23 protein-coding genes are annotated in these 20227 nt (G+C 40.5%); 5 read left to right on the forward strand and 18 right to left on the reverse strand.

Features of this window, described 5'->3' with window-relative positions; genetic code table 11:
• Positions 1–28: 28 nt before the first annotated feature.
• The 4 genes from J7E52_RS12165 to J7E52_RS12180 all read right to left on the reverse strand — a co-directional run bounded on the left by J7E52_RS12165 (position 29) and on the right by J7E52_RS12180 (position 7151).
• Positions 29–1630, reverse strand: a complete 1602-nt coding sequence (locus J7E52_RS12165; protein ID WP_214746619.1) for a long-chain-fatty-acid--CoA ligase — start codon at positions 1628–1630, stop codon at positions 29–31.
• A gap of 326 nt (positions 1631–1956) precedes the next feature.
• On the reverse strand, positions 1957–4401 hold the full coding sequence (gene parC, locus J7E52_RS12170; RefSeq protein ID WP_214746622.1) for a DNA topoisomerase IV subunit A: 2445 nt from the start codon (positions 4399–4401) through the stop codon (positions 1957–1959).
• Positions 4391–6355: a DNA topoisomerase IV subunit B gene (gene parE, locus J7E52_RS12175; RefSeq protein WP_396020273.1), complete on the reverse strand. Its 1965-nt coding sequence runs from the start codon at positions 6353–6355 to the stop codon at positions 4391–4393. The genes parC and parE overlap by 11 nt, the downstream gene beginning before the upstream one ends.
• Positions 6356–6740: 385 nt before the next feature.
• Positions 6741–7151, reverse strand: a complete 411-nt coding sequence (locus J7E52_RS12180; protein ID WP_098371897.1) for a CoA-binding protein — start codon at positions 7149–7151, stop codon at positions 6741–6743.
• 491 nt (positions 7152–7642) lie between these two features.
• Here J7E52_RS12180 and plsY point away from each other — a divergent pair, with 491 nt between their 5' ends.
• Together plsY and J7E52_RS12190 are read left to right on the forward strand one after the other, a co-directional pair.
• Positions 7643–8230 carry a glycerol-3-phosphate 1-O-acyltransferase PlsY gene (gene plsY / locus J7E52_RS12185; RefSeq protein ID WP_214746625.1) on the forward strand — a complete coding sequence of 196 codons (588 nt, stop codon included), beginning with the start codon at positions 7643–7645 and terminating at the stop codon, positions 8228–8230.
• Between the two features lie 552 nt (positions 8231–8782).
• The gene (locus tag J7E52_RS12190; RefSeq protein ID WP_069981711.1) at positions 8783–8932 is read left to right on the forward strand and encodes a YycC family protein; all 150 of its coding nucleotides are present in this window, start codon (positions 8783–8785) and stop codon (positions 8930–8932) included.
• 142 nt (positions 8933–9074) lie between these two features.
• On the opposite strand, the gene J7E52_RS12195 is transcribed toward J7E52_RS12190, so the two are convergent.
• Together J7E52_RS12195 and J7E52_RS12200 are read right to left on the reverse strand one after the other, a co-directional pair.
• Positions 9075–9281: a PadR family transcriptional regulator gene (locus J7E52_RS12195; RefSeq protein ID WP_214746628.1), complete on the reverse strand. Its 207-nt coding sequence runs from the start codon at positions 9279–9281 to the stop codon at positions 9075–9077.
• Between the two features lie 66 nt (positions 9282–9347).
• Positions 9348–9833: an NUDIX hydrolase gene (locus J7E52_RS12200; RefSeq protein ID WP_214746632.1), complete on the reverse strand. Its 486-nt coding sequence runs from the start codon at positions 9831–9833 to the stop codon at positions 9348–9350.
• 90 nt (positions 9834–9923) lie between these two features.
• On the opposite strand from J7E52_RS12200, the gene J7E52_RS12205 reads away from it, so the two are divergent.
• Positions 9924–10220, forward strand: a complete 297-nt coding sequence (locus tag J7E52_RS12205; RefSeq protein WP_214746635.1) for a HesB/YadR/YfhF family protein — start codon at positions 9924–9926, stop codon at positions 10218–10220.
• A 37-nt stretch (positions 10221–10257) separates the two neighbouring features.
• Here J7E52_RS12205 and J7E52_RS12210 read toward each other — a convergent pair whose 3' ends face one another.
• From J7E52_RS12210 to acnA, 7 genes are all read right to left on the reverse strand, one after another.
• On the reverse strand, positions 10258–10551 hold the full coding sequence (locus tag J7E52_RS12210; RefSeq protein ID WP_214746638.1) for a hypothetical protein: 294 nt from the start codon (positions 10549–10551) through the stop codon (positions 10258–10260).
• 25 nt (positions 10552–10576) lie between these two features.
• Positions 10577–11008: an acyl-CoA thioesterase gene (locus J7E52_RS12215; protein ID WP_214746641.1), complete on the reverse strand. Its 432-nt coding sequence runs from the start codon at positions 11006–11008 to the stop codon at positions 10577–10579.
• Between the two features lie 145 nt (positions 11009–11153).
• Positions 11154–11399, reverse strand: coding sequence for a small acid-soluble spore protein Tlp (tlp, locus tag J7E52_RS12220; protein WP_214746643.1), 246 nt, complete (start codon positions 11397–11399; stop codon positions 11154–11156).
• 62 nt (positions 11400–11461) lie between these two features.
• Positions 11462–11605 carry an acid-soluble spore protein N gene (locus J7E52_RS12225; RefSeq protein WP_048678620.1) on the reverse strand — a complete coding sequence of 48 codons (144 nt, stop codon included), beginning with the start codon at positions 11603–11605 and terminating at the stop codon, positions 11462–11464.
• A gap of 140 nt (positions 11606–11745) precedes the next feature.
• Positions 11746–11874 (reverse strand): FbpB family small basic protein, encoded by a 129-nt coding sequence (locus J7E52_RS12230; protein WP_072272906.1) that lies wholly within the window; start codon positions 11872–11874, stop codon positions 11746–11748.
• A 408-nt stretch (positions 11875–12282) separates the two neighbouring features.
• A complete protein-coding gene (locus J7E52_RS12235; protein ID WP_214746646.1) occupies positions 12283–12816 on the reverse strand; it encodes a TlpA disulfide reductase family protein in 534 nt (177 codons plus the stop codon).
• Positions 12817–13022: 206 nt separating this feature from the next.
• Positions 13023–15734: an aconitate hydratase AcnA gene (gene acnA / locus J7E52_RS12240; RefSeq protein ID WP_137023029.1), complete on the reverse strand. Its 2712-nt coding sequence runs from the start codon at positions 15732–15734 to the stop codon at positions 13023–13025.
• Between the two features lie 387 nt (positions 15735–16121).
• Between acnA and sspO the strand changes: the two genes are divergently transcribed.
• Entirely contained in the window at positions 16122–16274 is a 153-nt protein-coding gene (gene sspO, locus J7E52_RS12245; RefSeq protein WP_034312428.1) for a small acid-soluble spore protein O, read from the forward strand.
• A gap of 140 nt (positions 16275–16414) precedes the next feature.
• Here sspO and J7E52_RS12250 read toward each other — a convergent pair whose 3' ends face one another.
• On the reverse strand, positions 16415–16678 hold the full coding sequence (locus J7E52_RS12250; protein ID WP_095393699.1) for a hypothetical protein: 264 nt from the start codon (positions 16676–16678) through the stop codon (positions 16415–16417).
• Positions 16679–16792: 114 nt separating this feature from the next.
• Between J7E52_RS12250 and J7E52_RS12255 the strand changes: the two genes are divergently transcribed.
• The gene (locus J7E52_RS12255) at positions 16793–16936 is read left to right on the forward strand and encodes a small acid-soluble spore protein P (RefSeq protein ID WP_083450736.1); all 144 of its coding nucleotides are present in this window, start codon (positions 16793–16795) and stop codon (positions 16934–16936) included.
• A gap of 162 nt (positions 16937–17098) precedes the next feature.
• Here J7E52_RS12255 and J7E52_RS12260 read toward each other — a convergent pair whose 3' ends face one another.
• The 4 genes from J7E52_RS12260 to thiO are packed head-to-tail and all read right to left on the reverse strand — an operon-like array spanning position 17099 to position 20226.
• Complete coding sequence (locus J7E52_RS12260; protein ID WP_214746648.1) at positions 17099–18118, reverse strand: thiazole biosynthesis adenylyltransferase ThiF; 1020 nt, start codon at positions 18116–18118, stop codon at positions 17099–17101.
• Positions 18115–18882 carry a thiazole synthase gene (locus tag J7E52_RS12265; RefSeq protein WP_137018478.1) on the reverse strand — a complete coding sequence of 256 codons (768 nt, stop codon included), beginning with the start codon at positions 18880–18882 and terminating at the stop codon, positions 18115–18117. Before J7E52_RS12265 ends, J7E52_RS12260 begins: the two co-directional genes overlap by 4 nt.
• Position 18883: 1 nt before the next feature.
• Positions 18884–19087, reverse strand: coding sequence for a sulfur carrier protein ThiS (thiS, locus tag J7E52_RS12270; RefSeq protein WP_063233541.1), 204 nt, complete (start codon positions 19085–19087; stop codon positions 18884–18886).
• A gap of 14 nt (positions 19088–19101) precedes the next feature.
• Positions 19102–20226: a glycine oxidase ThiO gene (gene thiO, locus J7E52_RS12275; protein ID WP_214746651.1), complete on the reverse strand. Its 1125-nt coding sequence runs from the start codon at positions 20224–20226 to the stop codon at positions 19102–19104.
• Position 20227 lies beyond the last annotated feature (1 nt).

Genomic DNA, 20227 nt, shown 5'->3' on the forward strand with positions numbered 1-20227 from the left:
TTTATCTGCGAATTGGTTGTTAACGCTTTCATATATTATCCGAATAAGCGATATGCTTTTCCTGAAGCTTGCGTTTTAAGATTTTACCGACCGCCGTCTTCGGAAGTTCACTTTCAAATGTGATTGCTTTTGGTACTTTAAAGGCAGCAAGCCGATTTCGGCAATAATCCTTCAATTCGTTTTCAGTTATTCTTTCACTAGGTTTTAGAACTACCGCTGCATGTACCGTTTCACCGCGATATTGATCGGAAACGCCAAAGACGGCAGCTTCCAGCACCTTAGGATGGCTGTATAGTAAATCTTCAATTTCAATTGGATAAATATTGAATCCGCCTGCGATGATCATCTCTTTCTTTCGTCCCACAATGTAAAAGAAGCCATCTTCATCCATCTTGGCAATATCACCGGTATGCAGCCACCCGTTTTGAATCGTCTGCCGCGTCTCTTCAGGCATGCCCCAATAACCTTTCATTACCTGCGGACCCTTTATGACCAATTCACCTGGTGTATCAACCAAGAGGGCTGGCTCTCCTGTAATACTGTCAATTATGGCGGCATCCGTATTTTGTATCGGAATCCCGATACTTCCGGGTTTTTGCAGGCCGCTAACTGGATTCCGGTGCGTGACTGGTGATGCCTCGGACAGTCCATAGCCCTCTGCAATCTTTGTTCCACTCAATTCGTTAAACCTTGATAATACATTCAATGGCAATGGTGACGAACCCGAAACGCAAGATTTCAATGTATGCAACTCAAATGGATGGGACTGGTAATATTGTAATAAAGCAATATACATCGTCGGTACGCCTGGAAAAATAGTCGGTTTAAGATTATTGATGATATCAACGATCTCCTTCACCTCAAACCGGGATACAAGAATTAATTCCCCGCCATTATAAAACGTCAGGTTCATCCCTGAAGTCATGCCGTAAACATGAAATAATGGGGAAACGCCTAGTACCCTTTCCTTACCCTTTTGAGTATTGATTCTTGAAGTGGCTGCACTTTGCAGCGTATTGGCAACGATATTACGATGGGTTAGCATAGCCCCTTTAGAACGCCCTGTCGTTCCTCCTGTATATTGGAGGACTGCGACATCTTCGGCAGGTTCAATCTCCACAGTGAAATCCGCCTCTGTTACTGATAGAAGTTTTTTTGTCATTTCACACTTGCCCTTTTCCAGCGACACGCTCAACACCTTTTCGACATCGGTTTCAGCTGTAACGGCTTCAACTATTGGCAATAAGTCTTCCAGCACGATGATGTGCCTTGCACCAGAGTCTTTCAGGACATGTATTAATTCGTTCGCCTTATACATTGGATTGATTTGGACAACAATGGCTCCATTCAAAAGAGTTCCAAAAAAACCAATTGGATATTGTGGACAATTAGGAAGCATAAGAGCCACACGATCTCCCTTTCCAATACCTTCATCGGCAAGCAAGCGGGCACATCTTTTCACTAACTTCCCCAACTCTGAATATGTATACCTTTGCTCCATGAACGTAACCGCTGTTTTATCCGAATATTGTTCGACTGATTGATAAAATAGTTCTGTCAAAGACATTTCAGGAATTTCAATCTCTATTGGATTTCCTTGCGGGATATGCTTTTTCCAAGGTCTATCCATTGGCCCTCCCCTTTCTTCATTCAAAAAAATAAAGAAGTCATACTAAACAATATGCAAGGAGTGTGCCAAAAATAAATCGTTATGTTACGTTGATTCAATTAATGCTAAAATTCAAAATTGAATTATTTGCTGCACCCTTAATCATATTAGGTTCATAATACTAGGATTTAAAATTGACTCAATAAGTCATTTTTGAATTTAGAGATGCTTTCGTAAAAGGAAACAACTTGTAGTACGCGGCATGTGGGGATTATTTTCTTTAAGGATATTATTTGAAAATAAAACGGGATGCTGATCAAAATCAGCATCCCGTTTCAAAAAATGATTCACTGCTCTATGGCGGAGTCATCTTCCAATGATATTTTCCATAATTCTTTCGCTTTTCCACTAACCGTTTCATCAAATACAAATGATCCATTCGTATATCGATCATGGTTTTTTAATGAAGCGGCATGAATCGTTTCAATGGTTCCCTTTTCAGAAAGAATGAATAGACTGTCCGTTTTGTTAATGATATCAAATCCAATGACCCTATGAGGATTCGATTTCAATTCCCTCAAGACCACGACACCGCGTTTTGCCCGGCTCGTTTTTTCAAACTCGGTTAATTTCATTTTCTTTATGGCCCCGCGCTGTGTAACGATAAAGATCGATTCTTTACTATCCTTGGCCAAAACCTTTCCGCCAATGACATAGTCATCTTCTTTTAAATTAACCCCTTTGACTCCTGCTGCCCGAACACCGACAACACTTACTTCTTCTTCATCAAACCATAAACCATAGCCGTTATGGGTGACTAGGAAAAGGTCAGCCTGTCCATCGGTATGATGGACATCGACAAGTTCATCGTCACCTTTTAAATTGACACCAACCAGCGGTTTTGAATGACGCTGAGCTTTATAGGAAGCTAATTCTGTCTTTTTCACCATACCATTTTTCGTGATGAACACTAAGAATTCCGGCATTGTAAAATCTTTGATTGGAATCGCTTTTATGATTTGTTCTTCCCTGTCGATTGGAATGATGTTCGCGATATGCTGACCAGTTTCCTTCCAGCGAATATCAGGAAGCTGATGAACTGGACAATAGAGGTAGTTCCCTTTGGATGTGAACAGCAACAGGACATCCGTTGTATTCATCTCCAGCCTCTGGAGCAGGCGATCGGAATCCTTCATGCCAAAATCAAGACCCCCTGAAGCAGCATAAGATCGTAACGAAGTCCGTTTGACATAGCCTTCTTTCGTCACGGTCACCATAACGTCCTCACTCGCAATCAAGACTTCAAGATTGATTTTGATTTCTTCAATTTCTTTTTCGATTTTGGAACGCCGTCCGTCATCAAAGCCCTTTTTAATGAATCGAAGTTCTTTTTTAATTACTTGAAGAAGAACTTTTTCACTGCCAAGAATCTTTGTCAATTCCTCAATTTTGTTCTTCAATTCCGCTGCCTCAGCTTCAAGTGCTGTAATATCCGTATTTGTCAGCCTATATAGCTGTAAGGAGACAATGGCTTCAGCTTGCGCTTCTGTAAAATCGAATTTAGCAATGAGGTTATCTTTGGCATTCCGTTTGTCTTTAGATGCCCGGATGACAGCGATGACTTCATCTAATATGGACAAAGCCTTCACTAAACCATCGACGATATGTGCCCTGTCATGTGCCTTTTGCAACTCATAACGTGAACGGTTCACGATTACCTCTTTACGGTGGTCGATATATGCATCGAGCATTTTTGGCAGGCTCATCAATGTTGGCCGTTTTTTATAAATCGCGACCATATTGAAATTGTATGCAATTTGGAGATCGGAATTTTTGTATAAATAATGCAGGACTCCATTTGCATCTGCTTCTTTTTTCAGTTCGATGACAATGCGCAGTCCTGTACGGTCGGTTTCATCCCTTACTTCGGCAATACCTTCCACTTTCCGGTCTAGGCGGAACTCATCCATTTTCTTAACAAGGTTGGCTTTATTGACTTCATATGGGATTTCAGTGATGACGATTTGCTGTTTGCCGCCCCGAATCGTTTCCACTTCCGCCAACCCGCGAATGATTATTTTCCCTTTACCTGTTTCATAAGCCTTACGAATGCCTTCAATGCCTTGAATGATACCGCCAGTAGGAAAATCCGGACCTTTAATGACCGTCATCAAGTCAGCGACAGTCGCTTCCGGCTTATCGATTCGCATAATGGCCGCATCAATGACCTCACCTAGTTGATGTGGCGGGATTTCAGTGGCATAGCCTGCTGAAATTCCTGTAGAGCCATTTACAAGCAGGTTAGGGAACATTGCAGGCAATACAATGGGCTCTTCTGAAGTATCATCAAAGTTCGGTACAAAATCGACCGTCCTTTTTTCAATATCCCGCAGCATCTCTGAGGCAATCGATGAAAGCCTCGCTTCCGTATACCGCATCGCAGCTGGCGGATCTCCATCAATACTGCCGTTGTTTCCGTGCATTTGGACCATGACCTTCCGCAGCTTCCAGTCTTGGCTCATCCGAACCATTGCCTCATAGACGGAGGAATCTCCGTGTGGGTGATAGTTACCAATTACATTACCGACCGTTTTTGCGGATTTCCTGAATCCTTTTTCCTGAGTATTTCCTTCGACATGCATCGCATACAATATCCTGCGCTGTACCGGTTTTAAACCGTCCCTTGCATCCGGAAGTGCCCGATCTTGGATAATATATTTACTATAACGCCCGAAGCGGTCACCAATTACCTCTTCAAGCGGCAAATCTCGAAACGTTTCTTCAAATACCATCGTTAATGACCTCCTCTTCAATCGACATATTTTCATTATCTAAAATATTCGATTCCTCTTCGAGACCAAAAGCGACATTGGCTTCAATCCACTTACGGCGCGGTTCAACCTTATCTCCCATCAACGTTGTCACACGTCTTTCCGCACGGGCACCATCATCGATCTTCACACGTATCAATGTCCTTGTTTCCGGGTTCATGGTGGTATCCCATAATTGATCGGCATTCATCTCACCCAGCCCTTTATAGCGCTGAATCATATAGCCTTTCCCAACCTTGTCTATCGCTCCCTGAAGTTCCTCGTCACTCCAAGCATATTCAATAACTTCTTTCTTCCCGGTCCCTTTGCTCACTTTATATAAAGGGGGCAAGGCAATGTAAACCTTTCCTGACTCTATTAACGGCTTCATATAGCGATAAAAGAAAGTCAGCAGCAGCACTTGGATATGGGCCCCATCCGTATCGGCATCAGTCATGATGATCACTTTATCATAGTTAGTGTCCGGCGTATTGAATTCCGCCCCGACACCTCCGCCGATTGCATGGATGATCGTATTTATTTCTTCGTTTTTAAAAATATCCGCCAATTTTGCCTTTTCCGTATTGATAACTTTACCCCGTAATGGCAGTACTGCTTGGAAACGGCGATCTCGCCCTTGTTTAGCGGATCCCCCAGCAGAGTCCCCTTCTACAAGGTACAATTCATTCCGTTCGGGATTTTTCGATTGAGCTGGTGTTAATTTCCCAGAAAGTATGGCATCGGATTTTTTCCGTTTCTTCCCGCTTCTTGCGTCTTCACGGGCTTTGCGTGCCGCTTCCCTTGCTTGGAACGCTTTAATCGCTTTTTTAACCAATAGGGTACTCGTGGTCGGATCTTCTTCAAAAAAGTAGGCTAAGTGCTCTGATACGATGGAATCGACTGCAGAACGGGCTTCACTTGTTCCAAGTTTGCTCTTGGTTTGCCCTTCGAATTGAAGAAGTTCTTCAGGGATACGTACTGAAATGATTGAAGACAAGCCTTCACGTATATCGGTACCTTCGAGGTTTTTATCTTTTTCCTTCAATAGCCCCATCTTTCTGGCATAATCATTAAATGCCCGTGTCATGGCCGTTTTTGCGCCAATCTCATGGGTGCCTCCGTCTTTCGTACGAACATTATTTACAAAGCTTAAAATATTCTCTGAATAACCATCGTTGAATTGAAAAGCGAGTTCGACTTCTATCCCATTTTGTTCCCCTTCTAAGCTGACTACACTATGAAGGGTCTCTTTTTCTTCATTTAAATAATCAACAAACGCTTCAATGCCATTTTCATAGTGAAAAATTTCATTATGGTCGTTACGCTCATCCGTCAATTCTATCTTCATGCCTTTTAAAAGAAAAGCTGATTCGCGAAGACGCTCACATAGGATCTCATAATTAAAAGTCGTCACCGAAAATATTTTTGGATCTGGCTTGAAGTGGATTTTGGTACCGGCTTGATTGGTTTTACCGATTTTCTCCAATGTGGTTTCTGGCTTTCCGCCATTGAAAAAACGTTGTTCGTAAATGAACCCGTCCCTTTTGATTGTCACGACAAGCCATTCAGACAACGCGTTAACGACCGAAGCACCGACTCCATGAAGGCCTCCACTCGTTTTATATCCGCCTTGTCCAAATTTACCTCCAGCATGAAGAATCGTCAAAATGACTTCAGGCGTCGGTTTACCTAATTTATGCATGCCAATAGGCATTCCCCGCCCTTTATCAGACACACTTACACTGTTATCTTTATGTATTTTCACACTAATTTGGTCTCCATATCCAGCTAAAGCCTCATCTACGGAGTTATCTACAATCTCGTACACTAAATGATGAAGTCCGCGTGCATCAGTACTGCCGATATACATACCGGGACGTTTTCTGACCGCTTCGAGTCCTTCCAGTACCTGAATTGCATCATCATTGTACTCGATTGTTTTTACTTTCTTTGCCACAGAAATTCCCCTTTCCTTACTAAAACACAATTTCCGGGCCAAATCATACTGCAATGAAATGACTCACTAGCTTAACAAATCCATTAATACGTTAATATCATATAAAAAGTATAATACTTTTACGAACAAAGAACAAGTGTTCTATTTTTTTGTCCTTTTTATTAGCGTTAGCACATTTGTGAGGAACAAAACGTATCATAGCTACCTTTCTAATTGTAGCGGTAAATTTTCATTTGGCAAATATACTTTTACTTTTTTTAATCAAATTAAGCTTTGATGGCTTAATTTTGCCCTGCCTTTTGGTTTTTCTCCTGTCGAGATACAGCGATACCTTAAAAAAAGAGCGGAAGTTCCGCTCTTCATTTTACTTAGTAAGGGCGTGTTCGACTTTTATACATCGATTCATGATGACAGTATATCCTTTTTCTTTCAAAAAATTATAGGCTTCTTCATTTTCTACACCTAGCTGCGCCCAAAAGATATCTGCATCTATTTCTGCAAATTCCTTGGCTATCTCCGGAAGGAACTCTGAACGGCGGAAAACATTGACGATATCGACGTGCCCTTCAATATCTTTCAGGGCTTTAACTGCCTTGACACCCAGTACTTCTGATATAGCAGGGTTTACCGGGATGATTTCATAACCGCTTTCCTGCATGGCCTTCGATACCATATAAGAAGTACGCTCAGGGTTATTAGATAGACCAACGACAGCGATGCGCTTCGATTTTTTCAACATCTTTCCCATTTCTTCCCTGCTTGGATTTTCTATCATTCTTTTCTATCCCCTTTATAATAAAATGTAATATTTGAATAAAGAGTATTCCTAACAAAGGAATTTTACAGACAAAAGCTGTTTATTACCATTATTAAGAAAAACCATTATACAAGAAAGAATAAGTTTCGAAAAGGCATGACTCTTTAACTTTCTTATGTTCATACAGACTACCACGTATTGTAACAATTTATACAAGAAGGCATCCTTCATTTTATATTTACGAAAATAAGGAAGCCTAAACCTTTCACCCTTCATGAACTTAACGTATATCAAAAGATGTAAGTTCATCAAGGAAAATTCATTTTTTTAGTGGATTTTTTTTGGACAGCCGTACCATTTTGTCACGAAAATGTTACAATAAGAGAAGCTTAACAGGTATTTTAAGGCTGTTTTTAGCTATTTCTACACGTTTATTTTTGAAAAAGGGAACAATCGACCCTTAAACGTGATAAAAAAAGAAGATTTTTCTTAAAAGAAAGGGTAATAGAATGCTTACATTTATCACTATACTGGCTGCCTACCTGATCGGCTCGATTCCTTCCGGTTTAATAATCGGTAAAACATTTTACAAAATCGACATCCGGGAGCATGGCAGTAAAAATCTAGGCGGGACAAATACCTTCAGGACACTTGGTGTCAAGGCAGGGCTAACCGTTACTATCATGGATATACTTAAGGGTACCCTAGCAACTTTCCTGCCGTATATGCTAGGCGTGGAAATGCATTTATTGCTAGCCGGAGTTATTGCGGTAATCGGTCATATGTTTCCTATTTTCGCAAACTTTCGGGGCGGAAAAGCGGTGGCAACTTCTGCTGGTGTCATTCTTGCTTATGAACCATGGTTTTTTGTCTTTGCCGTCATCATTTTCTTTATATCCTTATACATATCCAAATATGTCTCGCTTTCATCCATGATTGCTTGTCTACTTGCTCTCATCTACAGTTTAGTGTTTCATATTGATGATTTGCCGCTCATTATTGTAATCGGTATAATAACAATCTTCATTTTTTATCGGCATCGCGCAAACATCAAGAGGATTATCGATAAAACAGAACCGAAAGTAAAGTGGTTGTAAGAACATGCGCATATCCAAGTGAAAATAGGCCCGTATGAATGGGCCTATTTTTTTCTACAATTCATTTCCCGTGTTATTCATATACCGCCAATCCTAGAAACCTTTTCAGTAGCGTTTCCGATTTCCTGGATGATTGACACTAATTCCTGAATCGTCATTTCCATTTCTGCAGAATCCGTTATATTACCTTTGATGACCGATATTTTCCTTGAAGGAATTTTCTGTTAACACCAATTCTTTCTTGCCCGCTTGAACGGACAGAATCAACAACATTTGATGTTTGCATGCATTTCAGCTATATCCATTTCATTGAAAGTGAATCGGTTTACCTACGAAACAATTGAACCATTTGAACTATATTCATTTTTATTCTGACCTCAATCCAATTCTTTTGTCAAGGTAAAAGGACCTAAAATACTTCTACATTAACTTCCCACCAAAAGAATTGTATGGATTTCGTTTACTGGATAAATTGGTCAGGTAAGGATTGAATAATTGTAGAACAGGGGCTACACTGGAACTAGCTATTAACTATCGATAGGAGAAAATGCCATGAAGCCATTGCAAATATCACCGGAAACAGCATTAAAGTTATCCAAGTCACTAAACTTGCCTTTAGAGCAAATCATGCATATGCCTACACCCGTCTTGCTGAGAAAGCTTGCCGAGGCTGAAGCAAAAGAAAAAGAAAATACAAAATAGCTGCAGGAATCTGCAGCTATTTTTGTGTATACTCATATATGTCGAAACGACCTAACGGATTAGAAACTAAGCAATCAATTTCGCGCATAATAATATTTCCTTTTCGGTCCAGTAACTATTTAAATACTCTTTCTCCTCCAGCCTATTTAAAGCTGGATATACATGCCTTGTTTATAATGTAATAACCCTCACTTAACTGGTTAAGCTGCTGTTCGATCATCTCATACCCATACATATCCTTTTGAGCCAATAATGAAAGCAACACCATTTCCGTACTCCCTTTTAACAGCTCCGTTTTTGCGTAAATCATCACAATGATTAATTTCCGAACCTTGCTTAAAAATACCATTCCGAACATTCTTCTGACATTTAGCTTAGGTATCAAAATAAGCAAAAAACCGCGCATCGGCGGTTTTCAATTGAAAGTCAATTCTTTTGCCAAATCAGGCAAAGACTTCTTTTTGACTGATATTAATTGTTCATTTTCATAGGTACAGGCAAATTCCATTGGTGGTTCATCCAGTAATATATCTTTTAGATAATACTTTATGTTGGACACAACTTCATTTGCCTCCATAACCCATTGATATGGCTTCCAGGCAAGTTCCCCTTCATTACAGGCAGTGAGCCCTCCCCCTGCATCTTCAGCTCGGTAAACATACATTCCGCCTGTTTGATTCCATGTCACAATTCCTCGAAAGGCCATCCCCTTTACCTTCAACCCAGTTTCTTCAAGAATTTCGCGTTCCATCGATTCATCGATGGTTTCACCTTGTTCTATTTTTCCGCCTATACCATTCCATTTATGCCTATTCGGATTTTTTTGGCGAAATAGCATCAACACTTCGACTTCGTTGAATCTTTTTCGAGTTATGAAACAAATATTATAGATAATATCCATGGTTATATCCTTTCTTAAACGCACATTATTCGCATCTATTTCACAATTACTTTATACTTAAATAACGAACCTCTAGGAAGGAGATTTAGTATGAAACTGACCATTTCCGATCAGGCAGCTAAGTGGTATATTGATGAGCTAGGGCTTAATGAAGGCTCTCATTTGCGCTTTTATGTAAGATATGGCGGACATAGTACCGTCCAAAGCGGCTTTTCATTAGGAATCATGCAAGAAGAACCTGAAACTGCAGCAGCCGTAACAACTATGAATGAAATTAATTTTTATGTAGAAGAAAAAGATTTATGGTACTTTGATGGTCACGATTTACTTATTACATTTAATGAAAAACTGACTGAACCGGAATTTCACTATGAAAAGAATGCTTGACATTAAAGCAGCGGTGTAAACTGCTGTTTTTTCTTGTTCAATCGAGCAGACGCTCTTTAATATCTTCCGCCCTAAGTATTTCCGCTTGCTTGTCCCCTAAAAGATCGAAATGAGAATAGCCATCTTTCCTGTGATGAATCCACTCTTTTTTAAGCCCGTATTGCTTACCCCAATCCGATAAACGCCGTAAATCTTTACATCCGACCTTTGTAACCGTCTTGCAACCGGGAAATCGGTCATCCAGCCAATAATGAGTTAAAAAAGCTATTTGGCCTTGATCGATTTTCTGCTTCCAGGCTGCCACGTCTACCCGTTTAATCCCAAAAGCCATTTTTTATTCACCTCAATAATAATAATTAAACCAATTCATCCTGCTTTTTATTTTTCTCATAGGCCTCATGCCATTCAGGATACATGCGTTTAATGGATATCGGGCGGAAGCTCTCCTTTTTAACGCAAACGTGGGAAGAATGACCTGTAGCCGCCACCTCATTTTTTCCATTAACGATCTCATACCCATAAACGACCCGTAAGCCGTCATATTTTTCAATCCAGGTTTTAACTATTACCTTATCACCATATCTAACAGGGGTTTTATACGAAGCCTGAATATCCATAACAGGTGAGAGGATGCCATCCGCTTCCATATCAGCATAAAAAAATCCTAAATCATTTATCAATTTTGTCCTGCCTAGTTCCATCCATATAAAATAATTCGCATGGTAAACAACACCCATTTGATCTGTCTCTGCATACCGCACTTCAATTTCGTTTTCAGCTATGAACATTTTGTTTCCCCACTTTCATTTCTAATGCAATAAACATTTTACCATAACAATTGTGAAAATTTCATTTAGACTGTCTTATACTGTTTCCCTGCCATAAAAGAAGGGGAGAAAGAATTAGCGCTCTTTCTCCCCTTTACCTGGTCGTTTACATATTATCGTTTCTATAACCGCTTTCCCGTGCTTCTTGCTCATCTTGCAATTCTTCCTTCATCCCATCGATGCTCTTTCTTCTTCGTTCATTTTTGGCCTTAATTGACATTTTTTCCACTGGTGAAGAGAATGATAACGTTTCATTTGCTGCGGTTATGTTTTCTTCAGTATTTTCAATCGCATCTTGAATTTTTTCAACATTATCCAAACGGTTATCAGGATTGTGCTTATATGAGCTCATTATTTTCACCTCGAGTAATATTTTCTTACATAATATTATTACAATCTTTAATCAAAACTTGTTTACTCACCTTTAGTTTGAATGACCTGGGCATGTTTGCCGGATTTGTCCTGCATTTTCTTACCGTTATTCCCACCCGCCGCTATTGGCTGTGTCCCTTGATGGCTCGGTCTAAAGTGTTTGGAATCTTTTTTTGGATTACCCATTCTATCGCCTCCTTCTCTTATCATGGTTAAAAAAGAGGAAATTCATGAATGCCAGTTTTTGAAAAAGCCATGAAAAAAGAGCCAGCACTTTGAAGGGACCTTCATGGCACTGGCTCTTTTTAAGATATTTTTTGCAAAACCTATTCAGCCTTTTGCATATGTTTTTTTTCAAGACGTTCCTCAAGTCTTTCCATTTGTTTAACGTCCATCAATAATTCCCTTTTGTTTTCTTTAATTAATTCTTCAAATGTCCTTTTTCTTTTTTTCATGCTTTTCACCTACTTATTTTAATATACTATTCAGTATTGCCAAATTAACGTAAAATTATGACTATATGGTTTCCATCCCTTTAATTGTCATAATTATCAGATTTTTAACCTGATAAAGATTGCATTTCTCCACTCTCTATACTTTAACCCTTTTTTCATAAACATTAACTATAATTATTTAAATTTTTTGATTTTTCCATTAAATTTTGACAACTTTGTTAACAAAAACAATAAAACGGAACCTTCATTAAGGTTCCGTCAAAAACAGTTCCGTAAATATCCGCTCATTTCTGCCGACTGACTGCAAGGCATCCTTGCCCAGGCGTCTCCGGGGTCTTCGCTAAACACAGTTATTCGGCAGGTGTGTCGCTAATTTCTTCAATACTGATGGAACTTCATAAGTTTCCCCTACTGCATACTATTTATATTTCGTTCCATATCTTTTAATTGCATGGCTGAAATTACCTTATTCCTGATAATGCCTTCTTTGTCGATGAAGTAAGTTGTTGGTATGCTAAGAATCTTGTAGCGCTCATTCACTGGATTTTTGGCACTTTGACTGTCCAGCGGTATGGTAAAAGTAATTCCATTATCCTCTACAAATGCTTGTACATCATTTTCAGGGTCAATATTGACGGCAAGTACGACGACATCATCACCCGCTTGTTGTGTATATTTCTCCATATCCGGCATTTCCTTCTTGCAGGGCGGACACCAGGTTGCCCAAAAATTCAGCATTACCTTTTTGCCCTTATAATCCGATAATTCAACTTGTTTCCCATCTAAAGTTTTCAGGGAGAAATTCGGTGCTTTGGCTCCAATTTTCAATCCGCCCAAAGCATCTTTTTCGTCATTTTCTTTTGATTCATTACCCATCGCCTGTACGATCGCTACTGTAATAAGTGACAGTAAGGCCACCGAAGCAATAATTTTTTTAAGCATACTCGTCCTCCTAGTCCCATTACAATAAAAATATTAGCCATTTCCAGAAATAGAACAACTTCCCTATTCCATCTTAACAATAAAAGGGTATGCGGAAAAGTGCAATTCCTTTAAATCATATCATGATATCGCTTTGTTTCATAAACTTGACACAAAAAAAAACGGTAAACCTGAAAAGTAGGTTTACCGCTTCCTAAAAGCTGAAATTAGCCTTTTAATTTATTACGTAATACCATTTGAAGGATACCACCGTGACGGTAGTAGTCGATTTCGATTTCGGAATCGAAACGAACAAGTACATCAAATTCTTTTACGTTTCCAGCTTCATCAGTAGCTGTAACTGTTACGATATCACGCGGTTTAACTGTTTCGTCGATTTTGACTGCAATCGCTTCTTTACCAGTCAATCCAAGCGTTTCAGCGTTTTCGCCTTCTTTGAACTGAAGTGGAAGAACACCCATTAATGCAAGGTTAGAACGGTGAATACGTTCAAAGCTTTCAGCGATGACTGTTTTGATGCCAAGAAGGTTAGTACCTTTCGCAGCCCAGTCACGAGAGCTTCCCATACCATAGTCTTTACCAGCGATGACTGCAAGACCTGTTCCATCAGCTTTGTATTTCATACAAGCATCATAGATAGCCATTACATCGCCTGTTGGCCAGTAAGTTGTGTATCCACCTTCTGTACCTGGAGCAACTTGGTTACGGATACGAATGTTTGCGAATGTTCCGCGCATCATCGCTTCATGGTTACCACGACGGGAACCGTAAGAGTTAAAGTCACGCGGTTTCACACCGTTTTCACGAAGGTAGATACCAGCTGGTGTATCTTTACCGATTGCACCTGCAGGAGAAATGTGGTCAGTTGTTACTGAGTCACCGAATTTACCTACTACGCGCAAACCAGAAAGTGGGTTAACTGAACCTGGTTCTGGTGATAATCCTTCGAAGAATGGAGGATTTTGAATATATGTTGATTTAGAATCGAAAGCATAAATTGCTTCGTTGCTTGTTTGGATTTCATTCCAACGTTTGTTATCGTTAAATACTGTTTCGTATTCTTTACGGAATAATTCCGGTGTAACTGTTGCTTTAACAGCAGCGTTAACTTCTTCTTGTGATGGCCAGATATCAGCAAGATATACATCGTTACCATCTTTGTCTTTACCAAGTGAATCATTGTTAAGGTCGAAGTCCACAGTACCAGCAAGAGCATATGCAACAACCAAAGTTGGAGAAGCAAGATAGTTTGCTTTCACTAGTGGATGAATACGACCTTCAAAGTTACGGTTACCAGAAAGTACTGAAGTTACTAGAAGATCTGCTTCAGCAACTGCTGCTTCGATTTCGTCCGCTAATGGACCTGAGTTACCGATACATGTTGTACAGCCGTAACCAACTACGTTGAATCCTAATTGATCAAGGTATGGTTGAAGACCTGCATCACGAAGGTAACCAGTAACAACTTTAGAACCTGGTGCCAATGATGTTTTTACATAATCCGGAACAGTCAAGCCTTTTTCAACTGCTTTTTTAGCAATAAGACCTGCTCCAAGCATTACGTACGGGTTAGAAGTGTTCGTACAGCTTGTGATTGCAGCAATTGCAATCGCCCCTGTTTTCATTACCGTTTCTTTACCATCGGCAAATTTAACAGTTACTTCTTTATCCAATTCAGAATTGTCCATGCCAAAACCTTGGTTGCCCATAGGTGCATTGATAGCGTCATGGAAAGATTTTTTCATTTGAGAAAGTGGAATCAAATCTTGCGGGCGTTTAGGGCCTGAAAGGTTTGGTTCAATTGCTGAAAGGTCGATTTCCACAACATCATTATATGCTGGATCTTCGTTTTCAGGAGAGTAGAACAATCCATTTTCTTTGCAGTATGATTCAACCACTTTAATTTGTTTTTCATCACGGCCAGTTAAGCGCATGTAATCGATCGCTTCTGCATCAACAGGGAAGAAACCAACTGTAGCACCGTATTCAGGAGCCATGTTAGCGATTGTTGCACGGTCAGCAAGTGGAAGGTATCCTACTCCTGGGCCGTAGAACTCAACAAATTTACCAACTACGCCGTGTGCACGAAGAACTTGTGTTACTTTCAATGCAAGGTCAGTAGCTGTTGTACCTTTAGGAAGTTGGCCAGTCAATTTAACACCAACCACTTTTGGAACTGGGAAGTAAGAAGGCTGTCCAAGCATGCCTGCTTCTGCTTCGATACCGCCGACACCCCAACCAAGAACACCAATACCGTTGATCATTGTAGTATGTGAATCTGTACCGAAAACAGAATCAGGGAATACTTCAAAGTCGCCGTTTGGAGTTTCAACAGCATGAACCACGTTCGCAAGGTACTCTAAGTTAACTTGGTGAACGATACCAGTTGCCGGTGGAACTGCACGATAATTGTTGAATGATTTTTGAGCCCAGCTTAGGAACTGGTAACGCTCTGCATTACGTTCGAATTCAAGATCCATATTGGCATCAAGGGAATCCATTGTACCTGCTTTATCAACTTGTACAGAGTGGTCAATTACAAGGTCAACCGGGATTTCCGGGTTGATTTTGTCAGGATCTCCACCAAGTGCTGCGAAAGCATTACGTAAAGAAGCTAAATCAACAACAACTGGAACACCAGTGAAATCTTGTAGGATTACACGTGATGGCTTGAACGGAACATCTATATCTTGTTGCTCGCTTGTTCCCCATTTAGCAAGGTTCGCAACATGTTCTTTTGTGATTACTCTTCCGTCTACTTGGCGAAGTACCGCTTCAAGTAACACTTTAATGGAATATGGAAGGCGAGATACTTTGCCATCCCCTGCTTTTTCAATAGCGTCTAGGCTGTAGTAGTTGTAGCGTTTCCCTTCAATTTCAAAGGACTTACGCGCTTGGTATACGTCATTTTTCGTCATGAATATTACCCCCTATTAAACTGTCAGAACATATTCTGCACACATAAAAGTAAAACCTGGTTCACTGAAACCATGTTTACTATAAATATAAGTAAAAAAGTTAGTTTGTCGAATTTTCTCTCTCTTCTCCCACCCTAACTCTTCCTTCAACTTAATACTAATATAGAAATGAGTATAAGTAAATAACAAGAAAGTTATTGTTTTTGATAAGTTTCTCTTATAGAAAAAATTCCCCCACATATTAAAGTGCATTTAGGAAGCCTTGCTGATATGCATTTTATTGAAAATACCCCTATTTATGGCCTGATAAATTATTCCAGCAAAACATATTAGCACTTCATACATAATCAGTCAACATTATCGCATTCTATGGATGGAGGTGTCGAAATGACAAAACAAAAGGCAAATCATGTTATACCAGGTATGAATGCTGCAAAAGCGCAAGGTAATGGAGCTGGATACAATGATGAACTGGGAAATGAACCGCCATTATCGGAAATGCAAAGGCAAAATAATAAAAAAAGAAAGAAAAATCAATGATTTCCCACATTTCTAGGCGTTAAACAGGATAGGCTTTTTGAAATGGCAGATGTACTGCATTTTTCAAAAAGCCTATTCTATTCTAAAATCAGGAAACGCAAAAGTAAAGCGCATGAACTCACGACGATGGAACCTGTCACTCAATAGTCCTCAGAATTGACCTCATTAACGATTGCCTGAATATCCTGTTCGAATTTTCTCAATTGTTCTTTCTGATGTTCGGAAGCGGTGACTAAAGCAGATTGTATTTGCTGATAGGCCTCGTTCACTTCCTGCTTCACATGTTTCAATTCCGTTCCGTAATTCGGTGCGTTCTTCTCAATGGATGAGTATACATCAAATACTTGTTGATAACTTTGCTGGGCTTCCTGGAAAGTCCGTCGCTTATCTTGTTTATCCTGCATTTGGGTTCAGCTCCTTAATTAGTGTCCATCCATAGCATGTACGAGGTTTGCAAATATATGTATGTGAATAAAATTTCACGGACTGATTATCTTAAGAGATAGGAGGGATCGAACATGAACAAAAACGATGGTAAGGATATTCGAAAAAATGCTCCTAAAGGAAATAACCCAGGTCAACCTGCACCGTTAAGCGGTTCTCATAAGGTGAAAAACAGACAGCACTCCCGTCAGAAGCATAATAGCAGTCATGATATGTAAGCTGCTTAAATAATCGTTCCATAACAAAGCGGTGCCGCCCCAAAAAGGCAGACACCGCTTTCGTTTTATAATTGTGCAGCAAATAAAAGTCACAAGGGAAAGGTTCGATGCCTTCCTATTATATGGGCATCTTTTTATGGCACGTATCCGTGCCATTCCAGTTCAGCCAAAATAACGATGATATAACGTTTTTGCTTCTGCAATATCTTTTGTTCCATGAATCAACGCCCGCCCATCTTTAAAAACGACCAACCGATGGGTTCCGATAGTAAATGAAAGTAAATAAGGATTCCTGACGATCTTACCACCTTGTGCGAGAAGATTTTTTTCGAGTTCCGCTAAGTCCCTTTCAAGCTTCATTGCCGGACGAATCTGGACAGAATCCCTTCCGCATAAAACGGCTGTCTTTGTTCGATTTGAATAAGAGAGATGGGGATACGTTCGATTTGACCCACATGACAAACAAGTTTCTTTTTTTAATTGCGCTACATTTATGGATGAATGTTCATTTTTCCAAAGATCAAATGAAACGATTTTGTTTCTTAGCGATGCATGATCTTCAACAAGGATTTTTAAAGCTTCCGCCATTTGATGGGCAACGACCGTTTGAACGGCAGGACTGATGATTCCCGCCGTATCACATGTCAGCCCTCCCATCGGAACCGTTTCCAGTAAACAATTCAAACATGGGGTCACCTCTGGGATCACCGTGTAACTTATTCCATAACTCCCTACACAAGCCCCGTAAATCCAGGGTATTTTATATTTTTGCGCAGTATCGTTAATAAGCATCCTGGTATCGAAGTTATCAGTGGCATCCAATATTAAATCCACGCCTTCAACGAGTTTCGCCAGTTCATCAACCGAAACATCAGCCACATGCGATTTTACAATAACGTCGGAATTTAGCTCATTCAAACGATTCTTCGCTGCCACTGCTTTCGGTATTCTTTTTTGCGCATCAGCTTCACAATAAAGCTGTTGTCTTTGAAGGTTGCTCCACTCCACATAATCTCTGTCTACAATGGTGAGTTTCCCAATTCCTGCCCGTACAAGGCCTTCCGCACTTCCCGTACCGAGAGCACCCGCTCCAATCACCAACACGTGTTTTTGGCGAATTTTCATTTGCCCTTCTTCCCCTATAGGGCCAAAAAGTTCTTGGCGTGAATAACGTTCATTCATCCAATGCTCAATCCTTCAACTGGGCTGCTTGCTATCGCATAATCATTTTTTTCAATTCTTCCTGCTTCATACCCCAATCGACCTGCCTCAATGGCGAGTTTCATTGCTTTCGCCATTTTGACGGGGTCTTTTGCTCCGGAAACTGCTGTGTTAAGCAATACGCCATCCGCCCCTAATTCCATGGCGATTGCCGCATCGGAGGGAGTTCCAATCCCTGCATCAACAATTACTGGAACCTCTGATTGTTCCATGATGAATCGTAAGTTCAGTGGGTTTATAATGCCTTGACCAGAGCCAATTGGTGAAGCTCCAGGCATGATCGCATGGCACCCCACTTCTTCCAGGCGCTTAGCGAGCAACACATCATCCGAAGTATAAGGTAATACGGTGAATCCCAGTTTCACTAATTCTTCAGCAGCTTTCAAGGTTTCAATCGGGTCAGGCAGCAGAGTTTTTTGACAGCCAATGACTTCTACCTTAATCATGTCACATAAGCCGGAAGCCTTTGCAAGATGGGCTATGCGCACTGCTTCTTTGGCTGTTTTAGCTCCTGCTGTATTGGGAAGGAGTGTGTATTTTTTCAAATCAAGCTTTTCTAAAAAATTGGGCTGACTTGCTTCAAAAATGTTCATTCTCCGGACCGCAAACGTTAATATTTCCGTCCCCGAAACTTCCACTGATTGCTTTTGAACATCGAAATTTGGATATTTTCCAGTACCTAATAATAATCTTGAAGAAAATTCATAAGAACCAATCTTTAACATATCATCCGCCTCCTACAAAATGTACAATCTCGACCTTGTCTCCATTTGACAAAAGTGTTTCACTTAGACTTTCTTTTGCCAATATTTCATCATTCAATTCAACAATCACTACTTTTTGATGTAAATTAAAGTGTTGCAAAAGCCCTGTAACTGTTGATTCATCAGCAGGAATCCGTATTTTTTCCCCGTTAATAATCAATTCCAATTCATCCACCTCCATTAAGAAAAAAGGGTCTGTATCGAACGATCCAATCGAAAAGCGGACCATTCGGGATTTGTCTTCCTTTCTACAATATCCGCTATTAGTACACCTGTAATTGGAGAAAGCAGGATGCCATTCCTGTAGTGCCCCGTTGCAATGAAAAGTCCTTTGCATGCTGGATGTTCACCAAAGTACGGCAAACCATCCCCAGTTTGGGGGCGTATACCTGCCCATGTCTTTTCCAATTCGGTTCCTTTAATCGCCGGAAGCAATTGCGCTGCCATTTCTATTAATGTAGAAATCCCGTCAAGACTTACCTTTTGATCGAAAGTGTTCGCTTTAACCGTAGCCCCAACAATGATTCTTCTCCCAACTTTGGGCACAAGATAGCAGCCATGCGAGAAGATCGTTTTTTCAAGCAATGGACGATCGGTCAGGACGGAAAAGCACTCTCCCTTTACAGGATAACTGTCGAGTCTCATCCCTGATTTTTCAAGGAGGAAAGCACTCCAAGCCCCACCTGCTACGATGACATTTTCACTTGAAAATCCACCTATGTTCGTGACCACTCCCGTTACACAACCGTTTTCCGTAACTAAATCGGAGACATGAACAAATTCCTTTATATCTACACCAAGGGCAGCTGCAGATTCAGTAAAAGCGAGCGACAGCCTAGTGGCTGAAACTTGTCCATCCTTCGGAATGAACATGGCTCCCTTAATCTCATCCGATAGAAGCGGTTCCGCTTTCCTTATTTCGGCAGTCGATAGCCACTCAGCCTCAAGTCCCGCATCTTGCTGGACTCTGATCATGTTCTTCAACTCGGCTACCTGATCATTCGTTTGCGCCACCTTAAACATGCCCTTGTTCACTAATTCGATGTCTATTCCACTTATGTCTTTTAATTCTTCCGACAGTGCAGGAAACATCCCCCTGCTTCGGCTTGCCAATGTAAAAAGCGGGTCATCAGCATCTAACTCGGATTGTGCCCCTAACATCCCGGCTGCAGCACTGGATGCTTTACTGGCAAGTCTATCTTTTTCCAATAACAGGACCTTTTTACCTCGTTTGGCTAATTGAAAAGCAATGGATCCACCAATTACCCCTCCCCCAACAATGATTGCATCATAAATGGAATTCATC

This window comes from Bacillus sp. ISL-34, assembly GCF_018613325.1.
Taxonomy (GTDB): Bacteria; Bacillota; Bacilli; order Bacillales; family DSM-1321; genus Peribacillus.

What these genes read in the sequence shown, in the direction of transcription:
- J7E52_RS12190 (WP_069981711.1), top strand. Translation starts at nt 8,783, where the DNA reads ATGAAGCCATTGCAAATATCACCGGAAACAGCATTAAAGTTATCCAAG.
- J7E52_RS12265 (WP_137018478.1), bottom strand. Translation starts at nt 18,882, where the DNA reads ATGTTAAAGATTGGTTCTTATGAATTTTCTTCAAGATTATTATTAGGT.
- J7E52_RS12260 (WP_214746648.1), bottom strand. Translation starts at nt 18,118, where the DNA reads ATGAATGAACGTTATTCACGCCAAGAACTTTTTGGCCCTATAGGGGAA.
- acnA (WP_137023029.1), bottom strand. Translation starts at nt 15,734, where the DNA reads ATGACGAAAAATGACGTATACCAAGCGCGTAAGTCCTTTGAAATTGAA.
- tlp (WP_214746643.1), bottom strand. Translation starts at nt 11,399, where the DNA reads ATGAGCTCATATAAGCACAATCCTGATAACCGTTTGGATAATGTTGAA.
- J7E52_RS12230 (WP_072272906.1), bottom strand. Translation starts at nt 11,874, where the DNA reads ATGAAAAAAAGAAAAAGGACATTTGAAGAATTAATTAAAGAAAACAAA.
- parC (WP_214746622.1), bottom strand. Translation starts at nt 4,401, where the DNA reads ATGGTATTTGAAGAAACGTTTCGAGATTTGCCGCTTGAAGAGGTAATT.
- J7E52_RS12180 (WP_098371897.1), bottom strand. Translation starts at nt 7,151, where the DNA reads ATGATAGAAAATCCAAGCAGGGAAGAAATGGGAAAGATGTTGAAAAAA.
- J7E52_RS12195 (WP_214746628.1), bottom strand. Translation starts at nt 9,281, where the DNA reads ATGGTATTTTTAAGCAAGGTTCGGAAATTAATCATTGTGATGATTTAC.
- J7E52_RS12255 (WP_083450736.1), top strand. Translation starts at nt 16,793, where the DNA reads ATGAACAAAAACGATGGTAAGGATATTCGAAAAAATGCTCCTAAAGGA.
- J7E52_RS12205 (WP_214746635.1), top strand. Translation starts at nt 9,924, where the DNA reads ATGAAACTGACCATTTCCGATCAGGCAGCTAAGTGGTATATTGATGAG.
- J7E52_RS12210 (WP_214746638.1), bottom strand. Translation starts at nt 10,551, where the DNA reads ATGGCTTTTGGGATTAAACGGGTAGACGTGGCAGCCTGGAAGCAGAAA.
- J7E52_RS12165 (WP_214746619.1), bottom strand. Translation starts at nt 1,630, where the DNA reads ATGGATAGACCTTGGAAAAAGCATATCCCGCAAGGAAATCCAATAGAG.
- J7E52_RS12235 (WP_214746646.1), bottom strand. Translation starts at nt 12,816, where the DNA reads ATGCTTAAAAAAATTATTGCTTCGGTGGCCTTACTGTCACTTATTACA.
- J7E52_RS12215 (WP_214746641.1), bottom strand. Translation starts at nt 11,008, where the DNA reads ATGTTCATAGCTGAAAACGAAATTGAAGTGCGGTATGCAGAGACAGAT.
- sspO (WP_034312428.1), top strand. Translation starts at nt 16,122, where the DNA reads ATGACAAAACAAAAGGCAAATCATGTTATACCAGGTATGAATGCTGCA.
- plsY (WP_214746625.1), top strand. Translation starts at nt 7,643, where the DNA reads ATGCTTACATTTATCACTATACTGGCTGCCTACCTGATCGGCTCGATT.
- J7E52_RS12200 (WP_214746632.1), bottom strand. Translation starts at nt 9,833, where the DNA reads ATGGATATTATCTATAATATTTGTTTCATAACTCGAAAAAGATTCAAC.
- J7E52_RS12225 (WP_048678620.1), bottom strand. Translation starts at nt 11,605, where the DNA reads ATGGGTAATCCAAAAAAAGATTCCAAACACTTTAGACCGAGCCATCAA.
- J7E52_RS12250 (WP_095393699.1), bottom strand. Translation starts at nt 16,678, where the DNA reads ATGCAGGATAAACAAGATAAGCGACGGACTTTCCAGGAAGCCCAGCAA.
- thiO (WP_214746651.1), bottom strand. Translation starts at nt 20,226, where the DNA reads ATGAATTCCATTTATGATGCAATCATTGTTGGGGGAGGGGTAATTGGT.